This window comes from Micromonospora sp. WMMD1219, from assembly GCF_049315215.1.
GTDB lineage: Bacteria > Actinomycetota > Actinomycetes > Mycobacteriales > Micromonosporaceae > Micromonospora > Micromonospora tulbaghiae.
The window spans coordinates 6,003,260-6,016,666 of the sequence record NZ_CP186057.1; the positions used below are offsets into that span (position 1 = coordinate 6,003,260).

Genomic DNA, 13,407 nt, shown 5'->3' on the forward strand with positions numbered 1-13,407 from the left:
CCCACGGACGGCGACACTGTGACATCCGGTGCCCGCTGGTCCTGACGGTGTGTCAGGCATGCCTCGGACTGCCCGGTGGAGACGCCATCCGCCGAGAGGACAAACTTCGATGACATCTTCCCACCGGCTGGGTGGCGAGGCCGACAGGACGTGAACCGATCACTATTGTGTCCGCTCATGACCACTCCTTATCAGCAGTACCCGCAGGGCGTCTCGGACAAGAGCAAGGTCGTCGCGGGTGTTCTCCAGATCCTGCTCGGCGGCTTCGGCATCGGCCGGTTCTACATGGGCGACACCAAGACCGGTGTCATCCAGCTCATCGTCACGCTCGTGACGTGCGGCTTCGGCGCGATCTGGGGCCTCGTCGACGGCATCCTGATCCTCGTCAACGGCGGTGTCGACGGGCAGGGACGCCCGCTGCGCGACTGACTTGCGGCAAACCGAAGGGGCCGCCCGGCGCACTGCGCGCCGGGCGGCCCCTCGTCGTCTGCGGATCAGCGCGGCAGCGGCGCCTCCGGGCGGCGCAGCTCGGTGAAGCCGGTGTCGCGGGCGCGGGCGGCGGCGAGCAGCCCGGCCACGCAGGACGCGTTGGTGATCTCGCCGGCCAGCACCATCCGCACCGCCTCGTCCAGGTCCACCCGGACCACCTGGAGGTCGGCCTCCTCGTCGTGCCGGTCGTGCCGCTGGTCGGCCGGCACGTCGGCCAGGTCGCGGGCAAGGAAGACCCGCACCACCTCGTCGGCGAACCCGGGCGAGCTGTGCAGGTCGACGAGCACGTCGACGCGGCCCGCGGTCAGGTCCGCCTCCTCGGCCAGCTCCCGCAGCGCGGCGGCGGCCAGGTCCTCGCCGCCGACGTCCATCAGCCCGGCGGGCAGCTCCCACAGGTGCCGGCCGACCGGGTGCCGGTACTGGCGGATCAGCACCACCTGACCGGCGTCGTCGAGCGCCACCACCGCGACCGCACCGACGTGCCGCACGTAGTCGCGGGTCGCGCTGCCGCCGCCGGGCATGGTGACGTCGTCGCTGACCACGGAGAAGATCCGGCCGGACCAGATCTCCCGGCGGCCGGTCACCTCGTACCGGTGCTCGACGCCGCTCACGCCGCCTCCCCGCACGCTCGCGTGGACCGGCCGCTCACTTCGCGGACGCCTTCGCGCCACCGCCGCGGGCGGCCTTCTTCGACGCGCCGTCCAGGTCCACCGGCAGCTGGTCGGCCTGCGAGTACGCCACTGCCGCGCCGACGAACGCGGCGAACAGCGGGTGCGGACGGGTGGGCCGGCTCTTGAGCTCCGGGTGCGCCTGGGTGGCCACGAAGAAGGGGTGCAGGTTGCGGTCCAGCTCGACGAACTCGACCAGCCGCCCGTCCGGCGAGGTGCCGGAGATGGTCAGGCCGGCCTTGGTGAGCTGGTCGCGGTAGGCGTTGTTCACCTCGTACCGGTGCCGGTGCCGCTCGCTGACCTCGGTGCTGCCGTACGCCTCGGCGACGATCGAGCCCTCGGCCAGCTTCGCCGGGTACGCACCGAGCCGCATGGTGCCGCCCAGGTCACCGCGACCGGCGACGATGTCCTCCTGGTCGGCCATGGTGGCGATGACCGGGTGCACCGCCTCCTCGTCGAATTCGAGGGAGTTCGCCCCGTCGAGGTTGGCCAGGTGGCGGGCCACCTCGATGGTCATGCACTGCAGGCCGAGGCAGAGGCCCAGCAGCGGGATGCCGTTCTCCCGCGCGTACCGGGCGGTGCCGACCTTGCCCTCGATGCCACGGACGCCGAAGCCGCCGGGGATCACGATGCCGTCGACGCCGGACAGCGCGGCGGCGGCACCCGCCGGGGTCACGCAGTCGTCGCTGGGCACCCACTTGAGCTGCACCCGGGCGCGGTGGCCGAACCCGGCCGCCCGGATCGCCTCGCTCACCGACAGGTACGCGTCGGGCAGGTCGACGTACTTGCCGACGAGCGCGACGGTGATCGTGTGCCGGGGCTGGTGCACCCGCTCCAGCAGGTCGTCCCAGCGGGTCCAGTCCACGTCGCGGAACGACAGGCCGAGCCGGCGCACCACGTACGCGTCGAGGCCCTCCCGGTGCAGCACCTTCGGGATGTCGTAGATGCTCGGCGCGTCCGGCGCGGCGGTGACCGCCTCCCGGTCGACGTCGCAGTACAGCGACAGCTTCTCCTTGACCTTGTCCGGGATCTCCCGGTCGCAGCGCAGCACCAGCGCGTCGGGCTGGATGCCGATGCTGCGCAGCTGCGCCACCGAGTGCTGGGTCGGCTTGGTCTTCAGCTCGCCCGACGGCGCCAGGTACGGCACCAGCGACACGTGCAGGTAGAAGCAGTTGTCCCGGCCCAGGTCGTGGCGGATCTGCCGGATCGACTCCAGGAACGGCAGCGACTCGATGTCGCCGACCGTGCCGCCGACCTCGGTGATCACCACGTCGGGCACCTGGCCGTCGGCGTCCGGGTCGGCCATGCCGCGGATCCGGGCCTTGATCTCGTTGGTGATGTGCGGGATGACCTGAACCGTGTCGCCGAGGTACTCCCCGCGCCGCTCCTTGGCGATCACCGCCGAGTAGATCTGGCCGGTGGTGACGTTCGCCTTGCCGGAGAGGTCCCGGTCGAGGAACCGCTCGTAGTGGCCGACGTCGAGGTCGGTCTCGGCGCCGTCCTCGGTGACGAAGACCTCGCCGTGCTGGAACGGGTTCATCGTGCCGGGGTCGACGTTCAGGTACGGGTCGAGCTTCTGCATCACCACGCGCAGTCCGCGCGCGGTCAGCAGACTGCCGAGGCTGGAGGCGGTGAGGCCCTTACCCAGCGAGGAGGCGACGCCCCCGGTGACGAAAATGTGCCTGGTCGTCCGTGCTGTTGGGGCCAAGGCCTGCTCCCGTGTCGTCCGTAGCGGTCGTGCGAACCGCCGTGCCGATCAGCAGAGTGATCACGCGATCCACGGGATTCCACGGTAACACCATCCGGACCGTGAGCCGGCGTCGCACCCGCTGTCGACGCACGTGAGGCCGGTGCCGGCCCTCCCTCGGCCCGGATCCGGGCCCTTGATCGACACCAGCTCGCCGATGTGGTGCCTTCCACCGGGCCTCGACCCCGCCACCTCCCCGGACCGGCGGGGCGGCAGACCTGGCGGGCCGCGCGGGCGGCCCGGGTCAACCGGCGGGGATCTCCGAGGACGCCGGGGTCGGCTGTGCGGGCACCTGCGCCCCACGGGGCGCGCCAGCGGCGCGCGGCCCGTCCGGCGCCTCCGGGCCAGCGGAGTCCTGCCCGCCCGGTCCGGCCGGCTCCCCGGCCTCCCCTTGGTCGCCGGCGTCGTCCCCGACCCCACCGTCCCCGGCCGCACCGTCACCAGCCGCACCGTCACCGGCCGAGCCTTCGGCAGCCGACCGACCACCACCCGCACCGTCGCCACCCGCACCGTCGCCACTCGCACGGTCAGCGGCCGGGCCGTCGCCGGCCGCGCCGCCCCTGGAGGAGCCGTCCGGCCCGCCCGGTGGGACCGCGCCCGTCTCGCCCCCGCCACGGCCGCTGTCGGGCACCGTGCGGTCGGTGGAGTGGTCGAGCACCCGCAGCGCCGCCAGGGCCGCCATCGGCACCACGAGGGCCGCCGCCGCGCCCGCCACGTCCAGCGCCGACCCGCCGAGGACGCCGCCCAGCCCGACGGCCACGCCGGTGCCGGCCATCGCCGCCCGGATCGCCGGGTAGATGCCGAACAGCCGCATCAACCCGCCCCACGGCTGGAGCAGCGCGAGCCAGACCAGCGCGGCCCCGGCCAGGGCCAGCACGGTGAGCGGGCTGTTCACCAGCGTCTGGATGTTGGAGCTGCTGGACCGGTGCACGGTGAGCCCGCCGGTGCCGTCGCCCACAGCGGCCAGGAACCGGCCCAGGCTGCCGCGCTCGTCCGCCGGACGGCCCAGGTCGACCAGGGCGAACCCGACGGTGACCGCCAGCGCGGCCATGGTGGCCCAGGCCAGCCGGCTCACCGTCAGCCAGCCGCCGCTGCAGATCGCCGCCGCGACGCTGACCCCGGCGGTGAGCGCGATCGCGCCGATCGAGTCGGCGCCCAGGTACGGGCTGCCCACCACCACCACGGCGAGCCCGCCGACGGTCACCATCACCATCGGCCGCCAGCCCTTGCGGAACCGCTGGGCGAGCCAGCCGCCGCACAGCAGCGCCCCGGCGATGAACACGCCCAGCCCGACGGTGCCGAGCCCGGCGTACCGGCCGCCCTCCAGCGCCGAGTAGCCGACCACGCCGTTGAGCTGCAACCGGGAACCGGTGAGCACGTCCACGCCGACCACGAGCGTGGCCAGGCCGGCGACCGCACCGAGCGGACCGAGCGTGCGCTCGTGCCCGGGACTGAACCGGACCGCGGCGGTGCCGCCGACGATCAGAAGCGCGGTCACCGAGGCGTACCAGAGGCCGGCGTGGTCCCCGCGCCACCAGGGCACGGCGTCGGCGAGCAGCGCCGCGGGCACCGCCAGTGCGGCGGCGATCAGCAGCAACTCCACCACCGCGACGATCCGCCGGGACACCGGTTCCGGCCCGTGCGGTCCGGCGAGCCGGCGGGCGCGGCGCAGCAGCGGCAGCACCGCCACCGCGAGGGCGATCTGGGCGGCGGCGAGCAGCGTGAAGAACCAGCCGGCGACGCGGCGCTGGGCCGCTGCCTCCCGGTCCGCGTCGGCCGGCGCCTCGATCGCGGCCCGCAGGTCGTCCGGCCGGTCGTCGACCGTCACCGCGGGCCGGCCGAGGAACGCCCGTTCCGGCATCGGCTTGTCGAGCACGGCGAGCACCGACGGGGCCAGGTCGATCAGTTGCAGGTAGCCGGACCGGGCGGTGCTGGGCGAGGTCAGCCAGCCGCCCTCCCAGCCGGGACCGTCGGCGATGGCGACGTGCAGCCGGGACGGGGAGTCGGTGTCGGACACGCCGGCGACGAGCACCAGCGAGCGCGGCGGCCGGGCGGCGAGCACCCGGGCCAGCCGGGCGTCGGCCTGCCGCGCCTGGGCGGCCCGTACGGCCGGATCGTCGTCGTCGACGGTGCCGACGTCGACGATGCTCAGCACGCAGGAGCCGAGCAGTTCCGCCGGGTTCTCGGGGAGCGAGGGGGCGTACCTGTCGACCCGGCCGAACGGGCGGGCGGCGGCCACGGCGGCGCCCGGCCCGACCGCCACCGAGCAGCGCACCGACTCGGCCAACGCGCCCGGCGTCGTGCCCCAGGACAGCTGCTCCTGGTTGTGCACGACCGCGCTGGCCTGGTCGGGCAGGTTCGCGCCGATGCCGTCGGGCCGCTCGATCGTCACCCCGGCGGCCGGGCAGCCACCGCCCGGGCGGGCGCCGGGCCAGGCGGCGAAGTTCCCCGCGCCGAGCGTGAGCCAGCCGTCCACCGGGCAGGTGGGGCGGTGCGCGGAGCGTACCGAGAGCGACCCGATCGCGCCCTGCTCGGCCATCCGCCACAGCGTCGGCGTGTTCTCCGGGTCGACGTCGTCCCACCGCAGGCCCGCCGCGCCGACGAGCACCACGAAGTCGGCGTTCGGCCGGGTCGCGCCGTCGTCCGGGCGGGCGGACAGCGCGGTGATGCCCAGCGCCACCACGACCAGGGTCAGCAGCACCGGGGTGAGTCTGCGCAGCATCAGCGGTTCCCGGTCGAGAGCTGGGGTGTCAGCTCGGCGTAGAGGCCGGCGAGCGCGGCCACGGTGTCCGCCTCGGTGGGCCAGGTCGCGGCCCGCGCCAGGCCGCGCCGGCCCAGGTCGGCCCGGCGTACGGGGTCGTCGAGCAGGTCGCGCACGGCCGCGTCGACGGCGTCCACGTCGCCGGGCGGCACCAGCACGGCGGCGTCGCCGACCAGGTCCGGCAGCCCGCCGACGGCGGTCGCGACGAGCGGTACGCCGGCCCGCAGCGCCTCCTGCGCGAACAGTTGGCGGGCCTCCCAGTCGCTGGTCACCACCGCGAGGTCGGCGGCGCCCAGCAGGTCCGCCACGTCGCCGCGGTGCCCGAGCAGCGTCACCGGCGCACGGGCGGCCGAGATCCGGGCGGCCAGCGGCAGGTACGCCGGACCGCTGCCGGCGATCACCACGAGCGGGGCGGGAGTACGGGTCCGCCAGCGGGCGGCGGCGTCGATCAGCACGTCGTACCGCTTCTGCGGGTGCAGCCGGCCCACCGAGAGGATCAGCGGCCGGTCGGCGGCGACGCCGAACTCGGCGCGTACCGCCGTGCGGCGGCGGCGCGGCGCGGGCAGCGCCGGCGCGGCGACCGGGGCCAGGCGGGCGTCGGCGGCGCCGAGCGCGGCGGCGCGGTCGACCAGGTCGGCGGAGGCGCCCAGGGCGACCCGCACGGACCGGGCGACGACCCGTTCGACCAGCCGGGACACGGCGCCGCGCAGGCCACCGGCGAGGACCGCGTTGTGCCAGGTGACGACCAGCGGCGCGGCGGGGCGGGCGAGTGCGGCGACCAGGCCGGCGCGCAGCCCGTGCGCGTGCACCACGTCGGCGGGCGTGTCCGCGAGCGCCCGGCGCAGCGCGGTGACCGCGCGCGCGTCGCCCGGGGTGGGGCTGGCCGGGATCTCCACCGGCGTGAACCGGGCCCCGGCGCCGGTGAAGTCGAACTGTTCCTCGGTCGCGGACGGGCCGCAGACCAGTACGGACGCGCCGGCCTCGGTCAGTCCTCGGGTGATCGAGCGGACGTGCTGCCCGACCCCGCCGGTGCTGGAGGCGAGCACCAGGGCCACCGACCCGGGCCAGCGCGGTGCCGGCGAGGCGTCCGTCATGAGGAAACGGTCTCCCTTCCGTCACCCCGCTCGCCGGGGTGCTGCTGCGCCGGCGGGCCGTCGTCCCCGCCGGCCGGGCGTCGCCGGCGCAGCCGGCGGGTCACGGTCGCGAGCAGCGGCCGCAGGTCGCGGGCGTCGGTCAGCCAGGCGACGGCGAGGAACAGGACACCGACCACGACCCCGGACAGCATGCCCTGCGCGAGGGCCCACGGTGTCGTCGGGGTGCCGTCGCCGAGCCCGGCGAGTCCCGCCGCGACGGCCGCCCCGCCCGCTCCGGCGACCACTGCGGCGAGCAGCCCGGCGGCCCCGGCCCGGCCGATCCCGGCCAGCGCGTCGCCGCCGGCGGCCCGCCGGACCGCGGCGATCAGCAGCGCGCCGAGCAGCAGCATGCCGGCCGAGGACGCCAGCGTCACCGCGAGCACCCGGTCGGCCAGCGGCGCCACCTGGGCGGCCAGAACGGCCAGCACGGGCACGCTGAGCCAGCCGACGGCGGTGGCGACGGTGGCCGCCCGGGTCTCGCCCCGCGCGTACAGCGCGCGGGTGAGGACCGCGAACAAGCCGTAGCCGACCAGGCCGGGCGCGAAACCGGCGATCCCGGCCGCGGCGGTGCGCGCGTCGAGGGGGTCGGAGAAGAAGAAGTGCCCGACCGGGATGGCGGTGCCGACGAGCGCGGCGGCGCCGAGCAGGCTGAGCAGCACGACCCCGCGTACCGCCGGGGCCAGGGTCTCCCGGTAGGCGCGCTCGTCGCCGGTGGCCCGGGCCGCGACGAGCGTCGGGTACGCGGCCACCGCGAGCGGCACCGCCAGCACCGCCCAGGGCAGGAAGTAGACGGTCTGGGCGAGGTTGTAGACGCTGACGTCGGCGGTGCGGCCGTAGGTGACCTGGTTGAGCGCGACCACCAGGGCGATCTGCTGGGCGGCCACCGTCACCGCCCCGGCGACCACCAGACCGCCCACCCGGGCCCGGGCGTCGGCCGGGAACCGGTAGCCCGGCCGGACCCGCAGCCGCAGCCGGCGCACCGGGATCAGCAGCGACAGCGAGAGCACCACCACGCCGAGCGTGGTGCCGGCGGACAGCAGCAGCTCACCGCCGCGCCCGGCCTCCCCGATCGTCGCCAGCCGCCCTTCGGCGGCGGTGAAGCCCAGGTAGACGCCGATGACCGTGACGCTCGACAGCAGCGGCGCGATCACCGGCCAAGCGAAGCGGCGGTGCGCCTGGAGCACACCGGTCAGCACGATCCCCACGCCGTACAGCGGCAACTGCGGCGCGAAGACCCGCAGCATCCGCGCGCCGGACGCCTGCTGGGCCTCGCTGAGACCGTTTCCGATCAGGCCCGGCAGCGGGTCGGCGAACACCGCCAGCAGCACCGCCAGCGGAACCAGCAGGCTCAGCGTCCAGGTCAGCAGCGCGCCGGTGGTGGCGGCCACCGAGCGCCGGTCACCCGCCTCGACGGCGCCGGCCAGCAGCGGTACGACGAGACTGGCGAGCGCCCCGCCGGCGACGATCTCGAAGATGAAGTTCGGGACGTAGTTGGCCACCAGGTAGGCGCCGCCGAGATCGGTGGGGCCCAGCATCCGGGTGAACACCGCGGTCCGGCCGAAGCCGGCGAGCCGGCTGAGGACGGTGAGGACGGCGATGAGGGCGGCCGCCCCGGCGACCCGGCCGGCGGCGGCGAGAGGAGCCGGTTTCGTCACGTCAGTCCGGGAGCCGGCCCAGCTCGTCGAGGTGCCGCAGCCCCGGCGTCCGTGCGATGACCTGGGTGAAGCTGACCTTCTCGCTGGCGGCGGTGAGCGCGGCGAGCACGGCCAGCACGCCGGCCCGGCCGAGCGGCCCGGTACGCGCGGCCAGACTCACCCCGAGCAGCGCGCCGAGCGCGTTGGCGCCGCTGTCGCCCACCATCACCCGCTCGCCGAGGTCGTCACCGACCAGCGCGGCCGACGCGCCGACCGCGCCCGCGGCGACGCCGCCGTACGGGCCGGAGGTAAGCGGCGCGCCGAGCAGCATGCCGGACTTCAACGCCCGGCCGGGCCGCAGGTCGAGCAGGTTGACCAGGTTCGCCGTGCCGGCCACCACGCCGGCGCCGAGCAGCACGTCGAGCCCTCGGCCGAACGCCCCGGCGCGCCGGCGGCGCGGGTGCGCGGCGACCCGGCGGTCGGCGGCGAGCAGCGCGGCGGCGCCCAGCCCGGCCACGCCCACCCCGGCGACCTTGACCATCCCGGCGGTGACCTGACCCTCGCGCAGCGCGGCGAGGTGCCCGGCGAACCCCTTGGCGGCCTTCTGTTCGGGGCGCGCGCCGACCACGTCGTCGTAGAGGCCGACAGCGCCCGCGCCGAGCCCGGCGACGAGCGCGGCGGCGCCGGCCGGGGCGCTACCGGCGCCCAGCGCGGCCCCGGTGGCCGCGCCGACGGCCAGGGCCGGACCGGCGGCCAGGGTCACGGTGCGGCCCCGGTAGTTGGTGCGCTCCAGCGCCGGCCCGCCCGGCGACGTGCGCGTCTGGCGCAGCGTGTACCGGGCGGCCAGCACCCCCGCGCCCACTGCGAGCAGCCGACCCAGTCTCACGGGACCTCCTCGATCCGGACTTCGAACGCGACGCGGCACGGACCGGGCGGCCCGGAGCGGTCACCGGGGCAGTGTAGGCACCCGGGCGGCAGCGTTGTCGCCCACGCCGTACTGGCCGGTCTTCTTCTCGGTGAGCTGCTGCGCCAGGGCGAGGCTGGTGACCAGCTGGCCCTGCACGGTGTTGGCGTTGTCGACGGTGGAGATGGTCTGCGAAAGCACCGGGTCGCCGCGCACCACGGAGACGAGGTTGCCGCCGGTCGAGCCCATGCCGGCGACCACGAGCGCGCCGGCCCGGTCGAACTGCTCGGCGATCTTCACCACCGACTCGTCCTTCTTCGCCGAGTCCTTGTCCACGTACGGCTGGCCGGTGACCATCACCACCGCCTCTGCGGCGGTGGAGATCCGGTCCGCCGGAGTGAGGTATCCGGCGGTGGCGTACTGCTCCAGCACGGCGCGCCGGTCGGCGTCGCTGACCGGCGGGCTCCCGGCCGGGCGGTCCACCAGCACGTTGGCCAGCAACGCGCTGGAGGTCTCCACGCCGTGCCCGTTGCCGGGCAGGTTGCCGGTGGGGGCGCTGTTCGGCCGGGCCGCGGTGACCGCCAGTTCCAGCAGGTTGTTGTTGCTGTCCGGATTGACGAACTTGTCCTGCACGTCGATGCTGCCGGTGACGTCGGCGCCGGCGGTCTGGAGCATCTTCACCACGCCCTCGGCCTGGTCCCGGCCGCTGGGCAGGGTGAGCACCAGCACCCGGCGGCCGGTCAGCTTGCCCGGCAGCACGAGCTGGGCCATCTCGGCGGCGAAGTCCTCCTCGGTCTCCAGCTGCTTCTGCATGCTGTTGACCGACTGGCGCATCAGCGAGTTGTCCTTGCGCAGGCCGTTGACGTTCTCCCGGAGCGAGTCGGCGACCGGCCCGTTGAGGGCGGCTGTGCCGACCACCAGGCCGATCGCCAGCGCCAGGAACACCGCGGTCAGGGACACCACGTGGTAGCGAAAGTTGATCACGCTTGCAGCCTCTTGATCGTCGGGGAGCTAGAAGAGCTGGCCGAGCTGGAACACGAAATTGTCCCACCATTCGGAGACCACGCCCAGATACGCCTTCCCGACGGTGGAGACCGCCACCGCGGAGGCCATCGCGGCCACCGCCGACAGGACCAGCAGCAGCAGCGACGACCCGGAGATGCTCTGCCGGTAGAGCCGGCTGACGCCCTTGGCGTCGACCAGCTTGCCACCGACCTTCAGCCGGGTCAGGAACGTCGACGCCATGCCGCCGCGCCCCTTGTCGAGGAACTCCACCAGGGTGGCGTGCGTGCCGACCGCCACCAGCAGCGAGGCGCCCTTCTCGTCGGCCAGCAGCATGGCCAGGTCCTCGCTGGTGGCCGCCGCCGGGAAGGTGATCGCCGGTACGCCGAGCCCGTTGACCCGGGCCAGGCCCGGCGCCCGCCCGTCCGGGTAGGCGTGCACGATCACCTCGGCGCCGCAGCGCAGCACGTCGTCGGTGACCGAGTCCATGTCCCCGATGATCATGTCCGGGGTGTAGCCCGCCTCGACCAGCGCGTCGGCGCCGCCGTCGACGCCGATCAGCACCGGCTTGAACTCCCGGATGTACGGGCGCAGCACGTCCAGGTCGGCCTTGTAGTCGTAGCCGCGCACCACGATCAGGCAGTGCCGGCCCTGGATCTGGGTCTGGATCTCCGGTACGCCGACGCCGTCGAGCAGCAGGTCGCGTTCCTGCCGCAGGTAGTCCATCGTGTTGGCGGCGAACGCCTCCAACTGCACCGACAGGCCCTCCCGGGCGTCGGCCATCGACTTGGCGACTGTCTCGGCGTCCTGCAACGAGCCGTGCGCGACCGGCTCGTCGCCGGCGAAGACGGTGTTGCCCTCGATGCGGACCCGGTCGCCCTCACGGACCTGTTCGAAGACGCTCTCGCCGAGATCGTCCAGCAGCGGGATGCCGGCCGAGATCAGCACCTCCGGGCCGAGGTTGGGATAGCGCCCGGAGACCGACGGCTTGGCGTTGAGCACCGCCGCCACACCCACCGCGACGAGCGAGTCGGCCGCCACCCGGTCCAGGTCGACGTGGTCGATGACCGCGATGTCGCCGGGTCGCAGGCGCCCGACCAGCCGTTTCGTCCGGCGGTCGAGGCGCGCGGTGCCGACGATGGAGCCCGGCTCCGGGTTCCGGCTCCGGCGCAGTGTGGGTAGACGCATCGTGACCATCCTGGCATGTGAGGCAGGTTTTGCTGTCGCGACATGCCTGAGCAGGGCCGCCTACCCAGGGAAGCACACCGGAACCCGCGGCGGTGTGCTTGCGCTCACAATAGGGACGTCACGGACGTCTTTCCTTGGCCGCCACGGCCAGGAGCTCCTCGGCATGGGCGATACCCAGATCCGAGTCCGGCAAACCGGCGAGCATCCGGGCCAGTTCCCGGGCGCGTTCGGTGTCCTCCACCACGCGCACCCCGCTGGTGGTGACCGCTCCCCCGGTGTCCTTGGCCACCACGAGGTGCCGGTCGGCGAACGCGGCGACCTGCGGCAGGTGCGTGACCACGAGCACCTGGTGGCTGCGGGCCAGCCGGGCCAGCCGGCGACCGATCTCCACCGCGGCCTGGCCGCCGACACCCGCGTCGACCTCGTCGAACACCAGCGTGGGCGGGCCGCCGGAACCGGCGAAGACCACCTCGATGGCGAGCATCACCCGGGACAGCTCGCCGCCGGAGGCGCCCTTCTGCAACGGCAGCGCCGGCGCGCCCGGGTGCGCCAGCAGCCGCAGCTCCACCTCGTCGGCGCCGTCCGCGCCGACGCCGGTCTCGACGCCGTTGACCGGCAGGCTCGGCTCGGAGCGGCCCGCCGGGCGCGGCAGCACCGCCACCTCGATGCGGGCGTGCGGCATGGCCAGCCCGGCCAGCTCGACTGTGACCTCCTCGGCGAAGCGGACCGCCGCCTCGCGCCGGGACGTCGAGACCCGGCCGGCGAGGTCGGCCACCTCACCGGCGAGCCGGGTCGCCTCGCGGTCCAGCTCGTCCAGCAGCTCGTCGGAGGTGTCCAGATCGGACAGCCGGGTCCGCGCCCGCTCGGCCCACGCCACCACGCCGTCGACGTCGTCGGCGTACTTGCGGGTCAGCCCGCGCAGCGCGGCCCGCCGCTCGTAGACGGTCTGGAGGCGGGCCGGGTCGGCGTCCAGCGCGGCCAGGTAGGTGGACAGCTCCGCGGCCACGTCGGTGACGAGCGTGGCCGCCTCCTCCAGCCGGGCCGCCAGCTCGCCCAGCGCCGGGTCGGTGCCGGCCTGCGCCTCCAGCGTGCGCCGCGCGGTGCCCAGCAACGCCGTCGCGTCCGGCGTCTCGTCGGTCGTCTCGACGCCACCGGCCACGCACTGCTGCGCCACCTGCGCGGCGGTGCGCAGCCCTTCGGCGTGCTCCAGCCGCTGCGCCTCGGCCTTCAGCTCGGCGTCCTCCCCCGGCTGCGGGTCGACCCGGGTGATCTCGTCCAGGCCCAGGCGCAGCAGGTCGGCCTCCTGGTTGCGCTCGCGGGCGTTGCGCCGCCGGTCGGCCAGGTCGTCGACGACAGTGCGCCACCGGGCGTACGTCTCGCGCAGCGCGTCGAGCAGCTTCTCGTGCTCGGGACCGGCGAACCGGTCGAGCGAGGCGCGCTGCTCGGCCGGGCGCAGCAGACGGAGCTGGTCGGACTGGCCGTGCACGGCGAGCACCTGCTCACCGACCTCGCCGAGCGTGGACACCGGCATGGCGCGCCCGCCCAGGTGCGCCCGGGACCGGCCCTCGATCGTCACGGTGCGGCTGAGCAGCAGTGAGCCGTCCTCGTCGGGCTCGCCGCCGGCGTCGACGATGCGGGCGTGCACCGACTCGGCCACCCGCCCGCTCAGGCGTAGCCGGCCCTCCACCACGGCGCGGCCCGGCTGGGCGCGCACCCGGCCGGCGTCGGCGCGGCCGCCGAAGAGCAGGCCGAGGCCGGTCACCACCATGGTCTTGCCGGCGCCGGTCTCGCCGGTGATGACGTTCATCCCCGCGGCCAGCGGCAGCGTCGTGTCCTCGATGACGCCCAGTCCGGTGATGCGCAGCTCTTCCAGCACAGCAC

The 13,407-nt window shown here is 74.9% G+C and carries 10 protein-coding genes; 1 reads left to right on the forward strand and 9 read right to left on the reverse strand.

The features are described 5' to 3' along the window. Positions 1 to 114: 114 nt before the first annotated feature. Positions 115 to 429 carry a TM2 domain-containing protein gene (locus ACN27C_RS28035; RefSeq protein WP_254663846.1) on the forward strand — a complete coding sequence of 105 codons (315 nt, stop codon included), beginning with the start codon at positions 115 to 117 and terminating at the stop codon, positions 427 to 429. 65 nt (positions 430 to 494) lie between these two features. Here the strand turns inward: ACN27C_RS28035 and ACN27C_RS28040 are convergent, their stop codons facing one another. The 9 genes from ACN27C_RS28040 to recN form a co-directional block, all read right to left on the reverse strand. Beyond that, positions 495 to 1,100, reverse strand: a complete 606-nt coding sequence (locus tag ACN27C_RS28040; RefSeq protein ID WP_013285591.1) for an NUDIX domain-containing protein — start codon at positions 1,098 to 1,100, stop codon at positions 495 to 497. Between the two features lie 34 nt (positions 1,101 to 1,134). Further along, positions 1,135 to 2,865 carry a CTP synthase gene (locus ACN27C_RS28045; protein ID WP_120570446.1) on the reverse strand — a complete coding sequence of 577 codons (1,731 nt, stop codon included), beginning with the start codon at positions 2,863 to 2,865 and terminating at the stop codon, positions 1,135 to 1,137. A gap of 283 nt (positions 2,866 to 3,148) precedes the next feature. After that, the gene (locus ACN27C_RS28050; RefSeq protein WP_422749226.1) at positions 3,149 to 5,626 is read right to left on the reverse strand and encodes a hypothetical protein; all 2,478 of its coding nucleotides are present in this window, start codon (positions 5,624 to 5,626) and stop codon (positions 3,149 to 3,151) included. Next, entirely contained in the window at positions 5,626 to 6,759 is a 1,134-nt protein-coding gene (locus ACN27C_RS28055; RefSeq protein WP_252453458.1) for a glycosyltransferase family 4 protein, read from the reverse strand. The genes ACN27C_RS28050 and ACN27C_RS28055 overlap by 1 nt, the downstream gene beginning before the upstream one ends. Then, positions 6,756 to 8,453: a murein biosynthesis integral membrane protein MurJ gene (murJ, locus tag ACN27C_RS28060; RefSeq protein WP_422749230.1), complete on the reverse strand. Its 1,698-nt coding sequence runs from the start codon at positions 8,451 to 8,453 to the stop codon at positions 6,756 to 6,758. The genes ACN27C_RS28055 and murJ overlap by 4 nt, the downstream gene beginning before the upstream one ends. A gap of 1 nt (position 8,454) precedes the next feature. Beyond that, positions 8,455 to 9,318: a hypothetical protein gene (locus tag ACN27C_RS28065; RefSeq protein WP_422749232.1), complete on the reverse strand. Its 864-nt coding sequence runs from the start codon at positions 9,316 to 9,318 to the stop codon at positions 8,455 to 8,457. A 60-nt stretch (positions 9,319 to 9,378) separates the two neighbouring features. Continuing rightward, on the reverse strand, positions 9,379 to 10,320 hold the full coding sequence (locus tag ACN27C_RS28070) for a copper transporter (RefSeq protein WP_422749234.1): 942 nt from the start codon (positions 10,318 to 10,320) through the stop codon (positions 9,379 to 9,381). A 27-nt stretch (positions 10,321 to 10,347) separates the two neighbouring features. Continuing rightward, positions 10,348 to 11,526, reverse strand: coding sequence for a putative cytokinetic ring protein SteA (gene steA / locus ACN27C_RS28075; RefSeq protein ID WP_120573844.1), 1,179 nt, complete (start codon positions 11,524 to 11,526; stop codon positions 10,348 to 10,350). A gap of 118 nt (positions 11,527 to 11,644) precedes the next feature. Continuing rightward, positions 11,645 to 13,402: a DNA repair protein RecN gene (gene recN, locus ACN27C_RS28080; RefSeq protein ID WP_422749236.1), complete on the reverse strand. Its 1,758-nt coding sequence runs from the start codon at positions 13,400 to 13,402 to the stop codon at positions 11,645 to 11,647. Between the last annotated feature and the right edge of the window lie 5 nt (positions 13,403 to 13,407).